The organism is Granulicella aggregans (genome assembly GCF_025685565.1).
Classification (GTDB): domain Bacteria; phylum Acidobacteriota; class Terriglobia; order Terriglobales; family Acidobacteriaceae; genus Edaphobacter; species Edaphobacter aggregans_B.
On sequence record NZ_JAGSYE010000003.1, the window covers coordinates 207,779 to 225,321 of the forward strand.

Annotated in this window: 14 protein-coding genes; 9 read left to right on the forward strand and 5 right to left on the reverse strand. The window is 60.7% G+C overall.

What is annotated here, in order from left to right; translation table 11 throughout:
• Positions 1 to 21 precede the first annotated feature (21 nt).
• The 8 genes from OHL18_RS16215 (at position 22) to OHL18_RS16250 (ending at position 7,350) form a co-directional block, all read left to right on the forward strand.
• Positions 22 to 951 carry a DUF3300 domain-containing protein gene (locus tag OHL18_RS16215; RefSeq protein WP_263375922.1) on the forward strand — a complete coding sequence of 310 codons (930 nt, stop codon included), beginning with the start codon at positions 22 to 24 and terminating at the stop codon, positions 949 to 951.
• Positions 952 to 1,156: 205 nt separating this feature from the next.
• Positions 1,157 to 1,987 (forward strand): hypothetical protein, encoded by an 831-nt coding sequence (locus tag OHL18_RS16220; protein ID WP_263375923.1) that lies wholly within the window; start codon positions 1,157 to 1,159, stop codon positions 1,985 to 1,987.
• Positions 1,988 to 2,153: 166 nt separating this feature from the next.
• A complete protein-coding gene (locus OHL18_RS16225; protein WP_263375924.1) occupies positions 2,154 to 3,902 on the forward strand; it encodes a hypothetical protein in 1,749 nt (582 codons plus the stop codon).
• A 74-nt stretch (positions 3,903 to 3,976) separates the two neighbouring features.
• A complete protein-coding gene (locus OHL18_RS16230; RefSeq protein ID WP_263375925.1) occupies positions 3,977 to 4,600 on the forward strand; it encodes a YdcF family protein in 624 nt (207 codons plus the stop codon).
• Positions 4,601 to 4,650: 50 nt separating this feature from the next.
• Positions 4,651 to 5,439 (forward strand): dienelactone hydrolase family protein, encoded by a 789-nt coding sequence (locus OHL18_RS16235; protein WP_263375926.1) that lies wholly within the window; start codon positions 4,651 to 4,653, stop codon positions 5,437 to 5,439.
• Positions 5,440 to 5,546: 107 nt separating this feature from the next.
• A complete protein-coding gene (gene cyoE, locus OHL18_RS16240; protein WP_263375927.1) occupies positions 5,547 to 6,551 on the forward strand; it encodes a heme o synthase in 1,005 nt (334 codons plus the stop codon).
• Between the two features lie 20 nt (positions 6,552 to 6,571).
• Positions 6,572 to 7,117 carry a DUF420 domain-containing protein gene (locus OHL18_RS16245; protein WP_263375928.1) on the forward strand — a complete coding sequence of 182 codons (546 nt, stop codon included), beginning with the start codon at positions 6,572 to 6,574 and terminating at the stop codon, positions 7,115 to 7,117.
• A 5-nt stretch (positions 7,118 to 7,122) separates the two neighbouring features.
• Positions 7,123 to 7,350 carry a hypothetical protein gene (locus tag OHL18_RS16250; protein ID WP_263375929.1) on the forward strand — a complete coding sequence of 76 codons (228 nt, stop codon included), beginning with the start codon at positions 7,123 to 7,125 and terminating at the stop codon, positions 7,348 to 7,350.
• A 12-nt stretch (positions 7,351 to 7,362) separates the two neighbouring features.
• On the opposite strand, the gene OHL18_RS16255 is transcribed toward OHL18_RS16250, so the two are convergent.
• Complete coding sequence (locus OHL18_RS16255; protein ID WP_263375930.1) at positions 7,363 to 7,623, reverse strand: UBP-type zinc finger domain-containing protein; 261 nt, start codon at positions 7,621 to 7,623, stop codon at positions 7,363 to 7,365.
• 200 nt (positions 7,624 to 7,823) lie between these two features.
• On the opposite strand from OHL18_RS16255, the gene OHL18_RS16260 reads away from it, so the two are divergent.
• Positions 7,824 to 9,929, forward strand: coding sequence for a beta-galactosidase (locus tag OHL18_RS16260; RefSeq protein ID WP_263376564.1), 2,106 nt, complete (start codon positions 7,824 to 7,826; stop codon positions 9,927 to 9,929).
• Positions 9,930 to 9,940: 11 nt separating this feature from the next.
• On the opposite strand, the gene OHL18_RS16265 is transcribed toward OHL18_RS16260, so the two are convergent.
• From OHL18_RS16265 to OHL18_RS16280, 4 genes are read right to left on the reverse strand one after another with little or no spacing between them, the layout of a single operon-like run.
• Complete coding sequence (locus OHL18_RS16265; RefSeq protein WP_263375931.1) at positions 9,941 to 10,360, reverse strand: VOC family protein; 420 nt, start codon at positions 10,358 to 10,360, stop codon at positions 9,941 to 9,943.
• A 50-nt stretch (positions 10,361 to 10,410) separates the two neighbouring features.
• Positions 10,411 to 11,970 (reverse strand): PP2C family protein-serine/threonine phosphatase, encoded by a 1,560-nt coding sequence (locus tag OHL18_RS16270; RefSeq protein WP_263375932.1) that lies wholly within the window; start codon positions 11,968 to 11,970, stop codon positions 10,411 to 10,413.
• A 7-nt stretch (positions 11,971 to 11,977) separates the two neighbouring features.
• Positions 11,978 to 12,355 carry a response regulator transcription factor gene (locus tag OHL18_RS16275; protein ID WP_263375933.1) on the reverse strand — a complete coding sequence of 126 codons (378 nt, stop codon included), beginning with the start codon at positions 12,353 to 12,355 and terminating at the stop codon, positions 11,978 to 11,980.
• Positions 12,356 to 12,360: 5 nt separating this feature from the next.
• Entirely contained in the window at positions 12,361 to 17,382 is a 5,022-nt protein-coding gene (locus OHL18_RS16280) for a GAF domain-containing protein (RefSeq protein WP_263375934.1), read from the reverse strand.
• Positions 17,383 to 17,543: the final 161 nt, after the last annotated feature.

Below are 17,543 nucleotides of genomic sequence, written 5' to 3' on the forward strand. Positions count from 1 at the left end.
AATGAAACAGGAAATGTTGCCATGAATAAATCTGCATTGCTTCTACTGCTTCTTACAACATCGCTTGAAGTCTCCGCAGTTGCTCAAACCGTGAACCAGAGCGGGAATCAGGCTCCCGCGCCAATCGTTCGTCAGGCCCCGTCCGAGCCGGATGCCCAGGCTCCGCCGCCCAGCTACCCGGCCTCGGTGCCGCCGCCTGCCGACCAGGCACCGCCTCCCCCGCCAATGGCTCCGCAGCAGCTCGATGGGCTCGTTCAGCGCATCGCGCTCTACCCTGATCCGCTACTGGCCCAGGTCCTCACCGCGTCGACCTTCTGGTATCAGATCGGCGATGCAGCTGGCTGGGCAAACCAGCACGCCTATCTTCGCGGCGATGCGCTCGCCCAGGCCATCCAGGCGGACAACCTGCCATGGGATCCAAGCGTCCTCGCGCTCTTGCCTTTCCCGTCCGTACTCGACATGATGGCCCGCGACCCGCAATGGACGGGCAATCTCGGGAACGCGGTTCTGAATCAGCGCCCGGACGTAATGGATGCGGTGCAGCGCGAACGCCGCATCGCCCGCGACTACGGCTATCTCGCGACGTCCCCCTATTACGATGTCGTGGACAGCGGCGGCTATCTTGAGATTCAGCCGCTCAACCCGGCGTACTACTACGTTCCGGTCTACGATCCAGCGATCGTGTTCTTTGCGCCACGGCCTGGCTTCGTGGTTGCCGGCGCGATACACTTCGGCCCCGCTATCGTCATCGGCCCGTCGTTCGGGGTATTCGGATGGTTCGGCGCTGGATTCGGCTGGGGCACGCATGCCATCTTCATCGACCACCGCCCGTGGGTTCGCACCTTTGCGAATCGCGGCGTCTACGTCCATCCTTATGGCCGGCCCATCGCACGGCCAGTCGGACCACGGATCGAATCTCACCCGCTGCGGGATGATCGGCATAGACGATAGAGACACTATCGAAGCTAGATGATAAGTGATTGCAAAATACTTAAGGATTTGTCTCTACGTGAGGCAAATCCTTTTTTCTTTGCGGGCAAAAAATTGACGAGTCCACCCATAAATTCATTGCCCCCTCCCATCGAGAGTGCTATTCTTCTGGCCATTCCAGATGCTAGCCCCGGAACTCTAGGGAATTTTGCTCTTCGAGGGAACCATGATTTCGCCCCGCTTTGCCGCGTCATGCTGCGTGTCCATTTCGCTCTTCACCTCCTGCCTGATCGCGCATGGCCAGACGACACCCGCAGAAATCGAGCAGAAGCTGGATGCCGAGTACACCGTCTCGAAGGCAGCAGCCGACAAAAGTGACATCGTCACTGCCGGCTCAGTGCTTGTGCTCAAAAAAGACGGCCTCATTATGAGCGCCACAACGGGCACAAAAGCTCAAGACGAATATAAAGATGGCAAGATAACCGCAAAGGGAGCGGTCGGTGCCGCGGTGAAGGTCCCGAGTTGGATGAAGGGTCACGTCCCAGGCTCTGACATCAAAACCCGGACCTTCGTCGCGGGAGAGAAGTTCTTCGTCTCCGGCATCACCGTCACCAAGGACGGGGTCGTAATGGAGTTGATCAGTGATCCGTTCGCGGATGTTCGTTACATCACCGATCTGAAATTTCCCTTCAAGGGCTCGATCCCTTCCGTCGATCAGGTGGACAGCACCATCGCGGAGGTAGTCAAGGTTCAGGCAGATGACTCAGCAGCAGCCGGCAAGGATGCAAAGCAGCCCGCGCCCGCGCCCGCGCCCGCGTCACAGGCTGCAGTTGCAGCAGCCGCGCCAGCACCTATGGCCGCCATTCCGCCGCCGCCACCGCCGCCGGACACTCCTCCGCCCACACCCAAGACCATCAAGCTCAAGCAGACCCGCGAAGAAGTCGTGGCAGCTTTCGGCGAACCCACTTCCATTCGCGATCTTGGCGTGAAAAAGATCTATATCTATCCAGATATGAAGGTCACCTTCGTCAACAACAAGGTCACCGACGTCCAGTAGCAAGCTGTTAGCAGGCGCTACCCAGCAAGATCAAGGGTGCTTTGTTCAAGGAGTAGTCGTGCTCTTCTCATCGGAGTCTTCCCGTTTCTCGCTCTCAAGCCGGGCTCAGTCTATCGCCGTCGCACTTTTGCTATCGGCAACCGCTCTCGCGTCTTCTCCGAAAGCATTGGCTGACAATAAGAAACCCGCACCCGCGCCAAAGGCAGCGCCCGCGGCGAAGGCTCCCGCTCCCGCCGCGAAGCCCGCCGTCGGAGCCACGGCAACCCACGCAACCGGAGCGACGACTGCCGGACACACCACCGGTGCTACTACCGCTGGCCATACGACGGGAGCGACTACCGGCGGCCACACCACCACAGCCACCGCCGGCGGAGCCAAAACGACAACCACAACTGGCACCAAGACCACCAATAATCCGGCAGGCGCTGGCGGCGCTAGATCAACTACACAACCAACGACCGCCGGAGGCCGAGGTCCCGCAGGCACTCCCGCTCCGAGGACGACCGGCCTAGCCCACACCGCAGGCGGGCCCCCGCCCGGCCACATGCCAACAGGCAGCCACGAGGTTCGCACCGCCCATGGCGATGTCATCCGAACGCGTCCGAACGGCTCTCGCGCCGACGTGCATGTCGCTGGCAGGAACATGGACATCCACCATGGTCTCAACGGCAATCGCCGCATCTCCGTAGAACGCGCAGACCACTCCCGAGTCTTTGCCGAACGCGGCGGTCGAGGCTACGTCCAGCACCCCTATCGCTACGGTGGACGCGAGTATGGTCGCCGCACTTACTACGACCATGGCCGCTACTACGACCACTACTACGGTCGCCATTACTACCACGGCGAGTATGTCGACGTGTACGCACCAGCTCGCTTTTACTCGGTCGGTTTCTATGGCTGGGCCTACAATCCGTGGGCCGCTCCGATCAGCTACTCCTGGGGATGGGGTGCGGCTCCCTGGTACGGCTACTACGGTGCCTACTTTACCCCGTACCCGGTTTATCCCAGCGCAGCATTCTGGCTAACCGACTATCTCTTTTCCGTCAGCCTCCAGGCCGCCTATGCCGCAGCCGCCGCGAATGCTGAGGCCAATGCAATCGCAGCCTCGAATCCGCCACCCCCGCTCAGCCCGGACGTGAAGCAGATGGTCGCCGACGAGGTAAAGAGCCAGCTTGCGCTCGAAAACGCCGAAGCCGCTGCGAACGCGCAAAACCAGGCTTCGGATCCTGCTTCTAGCAGCATCGAGCGCATGCTCAGCGATGGCAAACCGCACGTCTTCATCGCGGGCGGCGATCTTGACCTCGTCGATGCAAATGGACAAGAGTGCCCCATCAGCCAGGGAGACGTAATCGAAGTCCCCTCGGCTCCTGCCCCGGACGCCACGGCTGCCACTGCTCTTGTGGTCGCCAGCAAAGGTGGCAAGGAATGCGCTCGTTCGACGAACGTGAACGTTGCCTTCACCGATCTGCAGGATATGCAGAACCACCTGCGCGAGACGATCGACGCCGGCATGGGCGATCTGCAAGCGAAGCAAGGCAAGGGAGGACTTCCCGCCGCGCCTCCCTCCGCAACCACGCCACCCGTAGCCTCCGCCATTACCGCGGCAGCGCCACCGCCGGACACCAACGCTTCCGCCGAGATTGCCGAGCAGTCGAAGGCCGCCGATCAGGCCGAACAGGAAGTGGCAAGCGCCGCTCCGGTCACCCCTGGCCCGTCGGATCAAACTGAAGTCGCCGCCGCTCCTATTACTCGGACAGGCCCCCCAGCGACCATCGCGCTTGGCCAGACCATTGACCAGGTGACCGGCAGCTTCGGACAGCCGCTAAGCGTTCGGGATCTCGGCACGAAAAAGGTCTACGTCTATAAGGACATGAAAGTGACCTTCAAAGCTGGAAAAGTGACGGATATCGAATAGGCGCATTGTTGCAACAATGCGCATGACATTCGTCTCTGGCCGGACCTTTTCTATCGCCCTGCTAATCTGGGCGGGTGAGACTCGTCCGGTTTTTCCTTGCTTTGCTGCTCCTCGCGATCGCCGCCGTGGCCATCAATCGCGCCGCAATCCCTAACCACAACACCGCCGTCACCCACTTCGACACGATCATCGTTCTTGGCTATCCCGCCAATCCGGACGGCACGCCCTCGCCCGACGAGCGCGAACGCGTCCTGGAGGCCGTTCGCCAGTACAAAGCCGGAATCGCGCCCGCGATCATCATGACCGGCGGCGCGGCCCACAATCGCTTTGTCGAAGCTCACGTCATGGCCGCTTTCGCGATCAGCCAAGGCATTCCGGCAGAGGCCATCACCGAAGAGCGCCAGGCACAAAATACCATCCAAAACATCTTCTACTCGTCAGAGATCATGCGGTCCCACCAGTGGCACTCCGCAGAAGTGATCAGCTCCTCCGCCCACCTCGGCCGAGCCGCCATGATCCTCCAGGCGTTCCCCAAATCTCATCCCGGCCTCGCCTTCGACTGGCGCACCCACCCTGCTTCCTGGCCTGCCGAATACAGCCTCATCCGCCGCGCCTTCACCGATTCGCTCGAAGCCTCGCGCTGCCTGCAGATCCGCATCTTCGGCTTCCCCAAGTCGCGCTTTCTCCCCAAGGGATAGGACGCAATCTCCGAGTTATACAATCATTCTGCGAAAGAGAGACCGCAAAAATGATCATCGTCAATGACGAGTACGTCACCCTCGACACCCCCGACGGCCCCATGCGAACGCACATCGTCCGCCCAGCCGCTCCCGGCCGCTATCCCGGCATCATCTTCTACTCGGAGATCTTCCAGATCACCGCGCCCATCCGCCGCACCGCCGCCATGCTCGCCGGCCACGGGTACATCGTCGCCATGCCGGAGATCTACCACGAGTTCGAAGAGCCCGGCACGGTCTTCGCCTACGACCAGGCCGGCTCCGACCGCGGCAACGCGTTGAAAACCACCAAGAAGCTCATCAGCTACGACACCGACGCCCGCGCCGTGCTCGACCACCTCGCCGGTCGTCCCGACTGCACCGGCAAGCTCGGTGCGATGGGCATCTGCATCGGCGGCCATCTAGCATTCCGCGCCGGTATGAACCCGGACGTCCTCGCCACCGCCTGCTTCTATGCCACCGATATTCATAAAGGCAGCTTGGGTGAAGGCATGAACGACGACTCCCTCGAACGCGCCAAGGACATCCACGGCGAGCTCCTCATGATCTGGGGTCGCCAGGACCCGCACATCTCTCTCGAAGGCCGGATGAAGGTCCTCGCCCGCCTCAACGAGCTTGGCACCCGGCTCAGCTGGCACGAGGTCAACGGCGCACACGCTTTCATGCGCGACGAAGGCATCCGCTACGACCCCGAGCTCGCCTACTCGCTCTACGGCCTCGTCTTCGACTTCTTCCACCGCAAGCTCGGCGAAGGCGACCTCTCCGTATCCGCCCCCGCAAGCACCGAGACACGTCACTAAGGCCCTACCCGATTGTGAACGGGATCAAATCCCGCTTGCAGTCGGGTTCCCGGCTCTTCAACGGTCCGGCAGCAGAACGCGCTATCCTTGAAGGAGTGGCAACCACCGTGACAACCCGTACCGGGCATGACCTCGCCGGTCAGGAGGACGAACTCCCTCACGCGACCGCGACCGCCCCGGGCCGTATCGACGAGCGTTCGGTTCCTTCACTCCTCGCGGACTACGCGACGCTGCTCAAGCCTCGCGTCTCCTTGATGGTCGTCATCACCGCCGCCGGCGGCTTCTACCTCGGCAGCCTGCGCTCCGGTATCAGCCCCTTCCACCTCGGTGCCGTCGAGGCCCTCGCAGGGATCGCAGTAGTCACCTTCGGCAGCAGCATCCTGAACCAGGCCCTCGAACGCCGCACCGATACCCTGATGCGCCGCACCGCCAACCGCCCCATGGCGGCAGGCCGAATCGGCTTGGCCCACGGCCTTATCCTCGGCTTCCTCGCCGTATTCCTGGGCACTCTTTACCTTGCCGAAGTCACCAACGTCATCACCGGCACCCTGACACTTCTTACTGCCGTCGGCTACGTCGCCATCTACACCCCGCTCAAGCGATTCACCACCATCAACACCTTCATCGGCGCATTCCCCGGAGCGCTTCCGCCGCTCATCGGCTGGACCGCCGCCCGCGGCGTCATCGAGTGGCCCGGTGTCGCCCTCTTCGCCATCCTCTTCGTCTGGCAGTTCCCCCACTTCATGGCCATTGGCTGGATGTATCGCGAAGACTATGCCGCAGCCGGCATCAAGCTAACCGCGACCCAGGAACCCGCAAAGTCCGCCGCGCAGATGGCCGTCGCCCAGGCGCTCTTTTACGCCGTGATCATGATCCCCGTCAGCCTATGGCCTGTAGCCCTACACACCACCGGATACATCTACGGCGCAGCCGCGGCGATCCTCTCCGTCGGATATCTCTGGTACACCCTGCGCTTCGCCCGCATCCTGCGCGATCCTCTCTCATCCGAGTCCCGCACCTACGCCCGCGAGTTGCTTCGCTACTCGGTCATCTTTCTTCCTCTGCTGCTTGCCGCAATGACCCTCGATGCTAAAGGACGACTGCTCTTCTAATGCAAGCCACGCTACCTAAAATGAACGAAAAGCCAAATACCCTGCGCACACCGCCTGCCATCATCGCGACGATTGTCATCGTCAGTGCCCTCGCCAGCGCGCTCATCTGCTATCTCGTCTACTTCCACGCCCCGTCCGACGTCACCGGAACTCACCTGCGTTCGCTCCCTTTCCTGAACGCAGTCCTGAACGCCTGCGCGACGGTCGCCCTCATTGTCGGCTACATCTACATCCGCGCACGAAAGCTCAGTGCGCACCGGGCATCGATGTTCGCCGCATTCTTCTTTTCGTCGATCTTCCTGGTCTCCTACCTCACCAACTTCACTCTCCACGGCGAGACCCTTTTCAACCGTCTCAGTCCCTGGTGGCCCTTCTACTGGAAGCTTCTCCTCTCGCACATCCTCCTGTCGATCATCGCGCTGCCCCTGATCCTGATCACCTTCTTCCTATCGCTCACGGGCCGCTTTCCCGCCCACCGCAAGCTGGCCCGCTACACCTTCCCGATCTGGCTCTATGTCTCGGTCACCGGCGTGATCGTCTACATCATGCAATCGGCGCTGCGGTAATGGGGATGCAGCAGGACACCCGCGCTCTTCTACGCACCGGATCGGCCCTCTTCCTCACCGGAGCGATCTCGGCGCTGCTCATCTTCGTAGCGTTCGGCGGCATCACACGCCGACAGGGTCCCCACACCAATCTGGGATGGCTGGCTCTCATGCTTGCCATGGGATGCCTGCCCACTGGCGCGCTCACCCTCGCGCTGGGACTGGCAAAACTCGCCGGAGACCGCAAAAAATAGCAGAAGCGCAGGCTACTGCGGATCCAGCATGACCTGATCGACAAAGCACCACCCCCAGGTCTCTCCCGGCTCGAGGCTCCTCATAATCGCGTGCTTGGTGCCATGGAAGTGTTTCGTTGCGTGCTTCCCGATCGAAGAGTCGCAACATCCCACATGCCCGCACTCCATGCACATCCGCAGATGGACCCACTCCTGACCGATCTTCAGGCACTCTTCACATCCATCCGTGTTTGGACGAACGTCCCGCATCTGCCCCAGGTGCTTGCACTGCATGGTTCACCTCGCTCGCTAACAGGTATATCGCATACAAGGGAACGTCCGCGAATCGGTCATCGCGACAGCATCTTTCCCGAGAAAGCGCGAAAACCGCTAAGCTTGTAGGGCCGATTCTGCGAGGTCGCAAGACCCTCGCAATCTCCCAACCAAGCGATCGCCGAAACCCCATCGCCGCCAGAGGTAACACCTTGACCTTCGTGAAAACGTATTCCTGGCTCTTCCTCGCTTTACTCGTCACCGCTGGCTCACTCGCGTCCGCCCAATCAGCGAAGGTCCCGTCGCAGACCATCCTCTTCGGCGCAGCCTACTACGAGGAATACTCGCCGACCGACCGCCTCGACGAGGACATCCGCTTGATGAAGGCGGCCAACATCACCGTCGTCCGCATCGCGGAGTCCACCTGGGGCACACTCGAACCGCAGGAAGGCGTCTTCGACTTCAGCCACGTCGACCGCGTGCTCAACGCCATGGACAAGGCCGGCATCAAGGTCATCGTCGGCACACCCACCTACGCCGTCCCCACCTGGCTGGCCCGCGAACATCCCGACGTCCTGGCCATCACGCCACAAGGTCCCGGCATCTACGGCCGCCGCCAGAACATGGACATTACCAACCCGAACTTCCGTGCCGCCGCCGAACGCGTCATCGTCGCGCTCATCGACCACGTCAAAGATCATCCCAGCGTCATCGGCTACCAGGTCGACAACGAGACCAAGTCCTACGACACCAGCGGCCCCAACGTGCAGGCCGCCTTCGTCAAGTGGATGCAGGCCCGGCATCCCGACCTCAACAAGCTCAATCATGACTTCGGCCTCGACTACTGGAGCAACCGCATCAACCGCTGGGAAGACTTCCCCTCCGCGAACGGTTCCATCAACGCCAGCATCTCCGCCGCCTTCGCCGAGTTCCAACGCGGCCTCGTCACGGAGTATCTTGGCTGGCAGGCATCGCTCATCCGCCAGCACGATCGCCCCGATCAGTTCCTCACGCAGAACTTCGACCTCGACTGGCGCGGCTACTCCTACGGCATCCAGACTGAGGTAAACCACTTCGACGCCGCCCGCGCGCTCGATGTCGCGGGCATCGACATCTACCACCCCACCCAAGACCACCTCACCGGCACTGAGATCGCCCTCGGCGGCGACATCGCCCGCTCCATGCGCGGCGGCCAGAACTATCTCGTCATGGAGACCGAAGCTCAGGGCTTCCCCGAGTGGACCCCCTATCCCGGCCAGTTGCGCCTACAGGCCTTCAGCCATCTCGCATCCGGCGCCAACATGCTCGAATACTGGCATTGGAGCACCACCAACAACGCCGCCGAGACCTACTGGCGCGGCCTGCTCAGCCAGGACGAAAAGCCCAACCCCACCTACGACGAAGCCGCCACCATCGGCAAAGACCTCGCCCGCCTCGGCCCCGAACTCGTCAACATGAAGAAGCAGAATCGCATCGCGATCTACGTCAGCAACCGGGCCCTCACTGCCTTCAACGCCTTCAAGTTTGGCTGGGGATCGCGAACAACTTACAACGACGTCATGCGGCCTTTCTACGACGCGCTCTATCGCATGAACGAAGAGGTCGACTTCATCGATCCTTCAACCACCGATCTCTCCCGCTACAAGCTCATCGTCGTCCCCGCGCTTTATGCCGCTTCAGATGCAGAGATTGAACACCTCAACGCCTTCGCGAAGTCCGGCGGTCATCTCATCTACACCTTCAAGAGCGGCTTCTCGGACGAGAACGTCAAGGTCCGCTCCGGCGAACAAGGCGGCCCGGTGGCAGAGGCTGCAGGCATCCACTACAACCAGTTCACTATCCCCGAAGGCGTCTCCCTCGAAGGCGACCCGTACCACGTAGGCGACAAAGAAAACTCCGCCCGCTGGTGGATGGAGTTCGTCACCCCAACCACGGCCAAGGTCATCGCCCAGTACCATCACCCCGTCTGGGGCAAGTACGCCGCGATCACGCGCAACACCTACGGCAAAGGAGAAGTCACCTACATCGGCTTCATGCCCAGCGACGCCCTCGCCGAGAAGATCATGAAGGAAGCCGCAGAGCGCGCTAACCTCTGGGGACCGCAGCAGACACTTCACTTCCCCACCATCATGCGCAGCGGCGTGCTCGCGAACGGAAAGGCCGTCCACTACGTTCTGAATTACACGCCCGCGCCTGCGCAGGCCAGCTATGGCTTCCCTTCAGGCAAGGACTTGCTCTCAGGCACTGCCGTCCAGAAAGATGGCACCGTCGCTCTGCCCGCATGGGGTGCCGCAATCGTTGAAGAAGACTCCCCAACCAGGCCCTAACTACGCCAGCTTCACTTCGCGAAGAGGCTGCTGAAGTCGTCAAATCCCTTGAATTCCAGCGCGTTCCCCGCCGGGTCTAGCAGGAACATCGTTCCCTGCTCACCCACCTCACCCTGGAACCGGATGTACGGCTCGATGACGAACCTGACGCCCTGCGACTTCAGCCTCTCGGCGAACTCTCTCCACCGAGCCATCGTCAGCACTACCCCGAAGTGCGGCACCGGAACATCATGCCCATCCACTGGATTGGCATAGCCCTCGGTCGCGACCTTCGGCTTGTAGTGCGCCACAATCTGGTGCCCAAACAGATCGAAGTCGATCCAATGCGCCGCACTGCGCCCTTCAGGACAGCCAAGCACCGTTCCATAAAAGTGCCGTGCAGCCTCCAGGTCATCGACAGGAAATGCGATATGAAACGGTGTCAATTGCATCAAGCTTCAGTCTCCCTAGAGCCCTAGTTTATGCGCAGCGGAGACAAAGCCTAAAAGCGGCGGACCGACAGCATCGTAATGTCATCGGACTGCGGCGCTCCATCAACAAACAGCGATACTCTGCGCGACATCTCGCCGATCAGTGCGCGGCAGTCCAACTCGCGATTGGCTCCGAGTCCCTCAATCACGCGCTCATCGGAGAAGTCCTCTTCCGCGATGTTCTGCGCCTCGGAGACTCCATCCGTATAAAGGAACACAGCGTCCCCCGGCATCAGATGCACGCTGCTATCGACATACCCCATCCCATCGAACAGTCCCAACGGAATCCCCCCGACATCTGCCAGTGCTTCCACCTTTCCACTAACCGCCCTCGTCACATACGGCGGATTATGGCCCGCGCTGCAATACTGAAACTCCCCCGTCGTCAGATCGAGCAGCCCATAGAAGCACGTCGCGAACATCGCACTCACGCGTTCCCGCACCAGAACCCGGTTCACCTCAAGAAAACACTCCGCGGGCGACATCCCGAGGATGGCCGTGGACTTCACCTGCATCCGCGTCAACGCCATGTACAGCGCCGCCGGAATCCCCTTACCCGACACATCCCCAATCACCACGCCGAGCCGATTCTCATCGACCAGGAAGAAGTCGAAGAAGTCCCCGCCAACCGCCCTCGCCGAAGTCATCTGCGCATGCAGCTCAAACTCCTTCCGCTCCGGAAATGGCGGAAAGATTCGCGGCACCAGGAGGTGCTGAATCGTCCGCGCCGTCTCCAGTTCATGCTGGAGCGCAGCAAGCTGTTCGCGGTCTCGCACCGCTCCCACCATCTCGTTGCACAGAAACGAATTCTCGATCGCCGTCGCCGTCTGCAACGCGATCGTGTTGACCAGCTTCAGATCGGCCGCCGAATACGAAGTCCCTGCCGCTGTATGGGCCAATGCAATCACGCCCACCGAACGCTGTCCTGCCCGCAGCGGAGCGCAGATCACAGCATTCAGCGCTCGCTCCGAATCGAGCAACCTCGCATCGCTGCCGCAATCATTCACGACCTCCGCAATGCCTCGATCAAGAATCGACTGCGCGAACTGCGACCCGGTCGCGAGCGGCCCGCCATCACCGCCTTCAAGGTTGCCAAAGGACGCCGCCACGCGCAACGGGCTATCGTCTTTCTCGCGAACAAGGATGCACCCATGCGTGGCGTGTATCAGTCGCCGCGCCTGGGCCAGTGCGGACTCGCCCACCGCATTCAAATTCAGCAGCGCTGCAAGCTGCTCCGAGAGCTGTTCGATCAGGTGAATCTCGCGGTAGAGGTGCAACACCTCCGCCCCCAGCGCTCGTCCTTCAGCCTCACGCGATGCAAGATGCGCCAGCAATAAGGCAAGCGCGTTGGCGGCCTCTTGCGGTCCCGTAACGTACCCTAGCGTCACGTCGTCCATACGCACCGGCACACCGGTATTCCCCGCGTCCGTGCCCGTCAACTCTCCGAGCAGGGTCTTGCCCGATGCGTCCGTAACGCAAACATTCCCTCCAAGCGCCTCGCACATCGCAAGCAACGCAGGATAGCTGCTCGAACGCTTGCTTGCGATCGTCTTCAGGCTTAGCGCAGCCATCGCAACCTCACTGCTCGAGCCCGAGCACCGACCGGGCCTTGGCCACCAGAGCGTCCGGATCGAACGGCTTCGTCATGTAGAGATCAGCGCCAACCTCCTGCCCGCGCTGCCGGTCGAACTCCTGCCCCTTCGCAGTCAGCAGGATGATGTGAATGTGGCTCATCTTCAACTCATTCTTGACCGCGTGGCACACGTCGAAGCCGTTCTTCTTCGGCATCATCACGTCCAGGAACACGAGGTTCGGCTGCTCTTCCTGGATCATGTCAATGGCCTCTTCGCCATTGCTGGCCATCAGCAGCTCGACGCCTTCATCTTCCAGCTCTTCCAGGGTCTGCTGGATCAGCATCCGCAAGTGTGGCTCGTCATCAACGATAAGAATCTTCATAGAGGTCACTGATAGATCAGGAAAAGGACGTTCTCCATACCCTTCTCGAAGCGCAGCGCACGCACCGCTTCGTCACTGGAAAGCACCGAGTTGAGAATGATGATGTCTGGCTTCGAGAGCACCGCGCGCGACACCAGCTCCGAGCCGTTCGACTCCACCACCGTATAGCCGCGCGTCTCCAGAACATCCGTCAGCGTGCGGATCGTCGATGCGTCCTCATCGACCACCATGACCTTCTTCTTCGACTTGCCCTGATCGAGCAGCGTGTCCACCTCGTGGAAGAGCGACACCGTATCGATCGGCTTGGTCAGATAGCGGTCCACGCCCAGCCGGAAGCCACGCTCCTTGTCTTCGACGATCGACAGAATGATGATCGGAATGTCCATCGTCGCGGGATCGTTCTTCAGCACCGCTGCGACGTCGAAGCCATTCATCTCCGGCATCATCACGTCGAGGATCACGAGTCCCGGAATCTCCTCGCGGATCAGCGCCAGCGCCTTCCGCCCATCCTCAGCCAACCGCACGCGGTAGCCAGCCTCGGTCAACTCCTGCTCCAGCAGCGACCGGATATTCGGATCGTCATCCACCACGAGAATCGACTTGTCGTGAGGCTGGTGCGTCTCCACGCGTTCGCGAAGCTGCTTCACCAGCGACTCGATGTTCACCGACCGCCGTACCGGCGCAAGATCGAGCTTCGCCTGCGCCGCAATCGGCAGACTGAACGAGAACGTACTTCCCTGCCCCGGCGTGCTCTCCACCCAGATGCTGCCGCCGTGATACTCGACGATCTCCTTGCAGATCGGCAACCCAAGCCCTGTCCCCTTCGGCTTATCCGTAAGAGTATCGCCTACCTGCTTGAACTTCTCAAAGACCTTCGGCTGGTCCGCAGGGGCAATCCCGATGCCAGAGTCAGTCACACCAACCACGATCTGCCCGTCCTTCAACGCCGCCGAGCAGGTAATCGAACCCTCGTCCGTAAACTTCACCGCGTTCGAGATCAGGTTGATCACCACCTGGATCAGCCGGTCGGAGTCGCCCGTGACAGTCGGCAGATCGGGCTCAATCTTCCGCACCAGCGTCAGCTTCTTCGCTTCGAACAACGAAGCCGTCGCCGCCACCGCACGATCGATCACCTCTTCGACCGATACACTGCCCATGTTCCACGTAAACTTGCCCGCTTCAATCTTCGCCAGGTCGAGCACATCGTCGATCAGCTTCGTCAGCCGCTCGCCTTCGCTCACCACCACTCCAAGGTTCTCAAGCACCTGGTTCTTGGTCTGAACGATCTTCTTGTCGTCACTCGGGAGCAGCGGGAACAAGCGCTCTTCAAGCCTGCGCCGGATGATCTTTGCAAAGCCCAGAACCGACGTCAGCGGCGTGCGCAGCTCGTGACTGACCGTGGAGAGGAACGAGCTCTTCGCCGCATCTGCCTGCTCCGCCGCAGCCCTTGCGTGGCTCGCTTCTTCGAACAGGCTCGCATTGTGGAAAGCCACACCCACCGCTGAGGCAATCGTCGAAAGCAGCCGCTGATCGGCCTCTGTAAAAACGCCCTCCTGGTCGGTCGACTGCACGCTGATCACGCCGATCATCTGTCCGCCCGATGGGATCGGCACGCCAAGATATGAAGCCGTCATCACGCCAATCTGTTCGATGCCCAGCTTCGACCGGTTGCGCTCCATGTCCTCGTTGATGAGCAGTGGCTGGCCCGTGCGAATGATCTGCGATGTAAGCCCAGTCCCGAAGGGTCTTGACGCAGCTTCTTCCCCGAACGTGTACGGGAAGTTCAGCATCATCGTCGCCCGGTTCAGCAACGCCACATAGGCAATGGGAGCATGGAAGAGATCGCGGATCTGATCGCCCACAAGCTGGATCAAACTGTCGCGATCCAACTGCGTAGCCAGCGCCTGCGTGATCCGGTTGATCGTCACCAACTCCGCCGCGCGCTCCCGCACCTCGTGCTCGCGTTCATTGATCACCATGTACGCATTCGCGTTATCGAGCGCGATCGTCGTATAGGCAGCCAGGTTTTCGAGCAGGCTCAGATGCTGTTCCGTGTACGCATTCTTCTTGAAGCTCTGAATGCTCAGCACGCCCAGCACGCGTTCCTGCGCGATCAGCGGGAGATAGATCATCGAAGCCGGCGGCCTCGCCTCGGTCCCGTCCTCGAGCGCCAAACCGCTATGTTCGTACGCAGGAATGTACTTCGAATACTCCGTTGCAACGTCGTTCAGCAGAATCGGCTTGCGGTTCTCGATGCACCACACCGGAAACTGGTTCTTGTCCTCCGTGCTGCGCGTATACGGCGCATACCGCTTCCCGTTCTCGATTGCCAGGCTGTACTCGATCAGCTTCTTCTCCGGCCGGTAGAGTCCCACGCCAAAGATGCTTGCATCGACGATCTGGTTGACGCGCTCATACAGCTTGAAGAGGATCGTATTCAGGTCCAGCGACGCCGTGATCTCTTTGCCAATCTCGCTCAGCAGCTCAATCGAGTCCTTCTGCGCCGCAATCTCCGCAGCCTGCGCTCGAACCTCGCTGGTCCTCGCTTCAACCGTGGCTTCTAGCAGCTTCGCCTCGGCCTCTAGCGCCTTCGTCCGAAGCTGTGCCTTGTTTCTTTCGTGACGAATAATCAGGGTCCACGCCACATAGGTGATGAGCAGGAAGAGGACGACATACACTCCGTAAGCGATTCGCGTCCTGTACCACGGCGGCAGAATCGTAAACGCAAAGTTGCCTTCCGGACTTACACGTCCGTCTTCGGCCTGCGAACGTACCCGGAACCGATACTCTCCCGGCCCCAACCCGCTGTAGTTCGCCTCCTTCTGCTTGCCCCACACCGACCAGTCCTTGTCCGCTCCCTCAAGCAGATACTGATAGTTCGTATTCGCGGCGTTGCCATAGGAGATTGCGGCAAACTGGAAGGTCAGCGCCCGCGTGCCGGGGGCCAGCCGCAGTTCCTGGCTATCCACTGATGTCCCGCCAAAGATGAGCTGCGTTCCAGACATCACCTGCCGCACAAGTGGTGCCGAACTCTGCGTCGTTTGCGGCTTGATGTGCGGGTTCAAACGGATCAGGCTCTCGCCGCCTGTCCACACCATCCCATCCGCATCCAGGTAGGCGCCGCTGCCAACCTGAAAGTGCGTGAGTGGCCGGTAGGTCTCTTCATCCACGCGCCAGCTTCCATCGGGCTGTTTGAAGAACCGGCCGATCCGCGAACTGTCCGTGGCCGATGTAAACGTCCAGACGCTTCCGTCTGTCTCCTGAAAGGCATTTGAGCTGGCATCCGGCGCATCCAGCGGAAGCACCCATCGATTGTCCACGACGAACTTATGCGCCGCTGGCTCCCACCGCAGCATGTCTTTTGTCAAACTCGGCGCGATATAGATCGCACCATCGATAAGATGGACATACACGTTTCCCTCGGGAACGCCCTCCGCCTTGGAGATCACCTCCGCCTTGGCCTCGCGCAACCCATTGGCAGGCACATCGATCCTCAGAAGCTTGCCGTCCGTGCCGCTTACCCACAAGGCTCCACTAGCGTCTTCGTCCAGCCCCCTCGCCTCGTAGATCATGGGCAGGCGACCTTCGTCGATCCACTGATGCCCATCCCAGCGCATCGACCCCACGCCGTCGCCGTGGCCTACAAACAGCCGGTCGGGCGTCTTCCGCGACTGGCGGATGGTGTAACTCTGCTCTCGCAGACCGCTCAGCGAAGGGACGGTTCGTACCAGTTTGTCGCCCTCGACCCTCAACACGCCTTCGCTCGTCGCCGCCAGCAACTGGTCTGGAGTCTTGCCCGTCACATCGTGGAAGATCCTGAGCCGGAATGCCTGCGTCGCTCCTGGTAGCTTCACAAAATCCGGGCGGTTCGTTTGGGGATCGATCACGAGCCGCTGCACCGAACCGGCACCCGACGCCAGGGCCATGTAGATTGACCCTTGAAACCGGATTACGTCCTCTTCGGGCAGAGTCGAGAAGATAGATAGCGGGGAGTTTGCCTCGACCCGCGAGACTCCACCTCCGGTTCCAATCCAAAGCGCGCCGTCTCTGTCTTCGAAGACGCTCAACGCCCCAGGATCGATCAGGCCATCTGCCTTGTCGATGATCTGCCGCAGCGTCCCATCGTGGTTGATTAGGACCACTCCCCCGTCGAGGGTCGTGACCGCAAGGCCGCCATCGCGCAGAAGGGTCGAGGTGTAAGCCGGGTGCTTCGCCAGATAATCGGCCGCCCCTGTCACAAAAGGCGTGGCCTTTTGCCCGTCATAAAGAGTGAGCGCACCGTCCCGGGCGGAGACGAGCATCCGGCCGTCGTCGTAAGGGTGAAGAAAGAGCTTTCGCGAACTCTTATAGGCATCGCCGCCCGGCATGTTGCGCAGCTCATCTCCGACGATCTCCTGCAGGCCGATCCCATCCTGTGCGGTATAGATATGACCAGCAACCTGCGAGAGCGCCTGGAACTTCGCGTTCGGTGCCGGATACCAGACATGCATGCTCTTTCCATCCCAGCGGAAGAGCAACTCATAAGACCGGAAAAATATCCCCTGCGGAGTGACTAGTGTCTGCCATACATCCGTAAAGCCGCGGTCCTTAGCCTGGACGTGATCCAGAAACGAGACGTACTGGGTCTTGCCTGTCTTGTCCGGCGCAAGGTAGCCAAAGTTTCCGCTTCCGCCGACCCACATCCTGCCGGTAGTATCGAGCGCCAACGACCGGATCACCGACATCGGAGTCTGGATCTTTCTCCAGTTCACCCCGTCGTACTCCAGTACATCGCCACCCGAGACCCCCATGTAGATCAGGCCGCGGCGGTCCTGCGCTACCGTCCAGACCTGGCCAAAGTCTTTGTACTCTTTATAGGAGTGCGGCTGGATGACAGGAATGCCTGTCTCTGCGCCCTTCTTTTCCACGACTTCTTTTGTGACGGCGGCAGACGCTCTCACTCCCGGCTGCAGGCAAGTCAGCAGCAGAAGCGACGGAGCAAGCAGCGCTCCACATACGTGCATGAGACCAGCGAAACGTCGAGCCAAGTGATTTCCAGGGGAGCGCAATCGCGAAGTTATAGGGTGGAAACAGTTCGTCATCCAAACCGGTATCCTTTTCTAACACGCGACTTACGCACATGCAATGCGAACGCGGACAACCAGCCCAGCGAAAGCCTCCAGAGGTACTTCTTTCCAGAACCTAGGTC

Coding starts and splice junctions, on each gene's coding strand:
- OHL18_RS16215 (WP_263375922.1), top strand. CDS start 22: ATGAATAAATCTGCATTGCTTCTACTGCTTCTTACAACATCGCTTGAA.
- OHL18_RS16220 (WP_263375923.1), top strand. CDS start 1,157: ATGATTTCGCCCCGCTTTGCCGCGTCATGCTGCGTGTCCATTTCGCTC.
- OHL18_RS16235 (WP_263375926.1), top strand. CDS start 4,651: ATGATCATCGTCAATGACGAGTACGTCACCCTCGACACCCCCGACGGC.
- OHL18_RS16245 (WP_263375928.1), top strand. CDS start 6,572: ATGAACGAAAAGCCAAATACCCTGCGCACACCGCCTGCCATCATCGCG.
- OHL18_RS16250 (WP_263375929.1), top strand. CDS start 7,123: ATGCAGCAGGACACCCGCGCTCTTCTACGCACCGGATCGGCCCTCTTC.
- OHL18_RS16255 (WP_263375930.1), bottom strand. CDS start 7,623: ATGCAGTGCAAGCACCTGGGGCAGATGCGGGACGTTCGTCCAAACACG.
- OHL18_RS16265 (WP_263375931.1), bottom strand. CDS start 10,360: ATGCAATTGACACCGTTTCATATCGCATTTCCTGTCGATGACCTGGAG.
- OHL18_RS16270 (WP_263375932.1), bottom strand. CDS start 11,970: ATGGCTGCGCTAAGCCTGAAGACGATCGCAAGCAAGCGTTCGAGCAGC.
- OHL18_RS16275 (WP_263375933.1), bottom strand. CDS start 12,355: ATGAAGATTCTTATCGTTGATGACGAGCCACACTTGCGGATGCTGATC.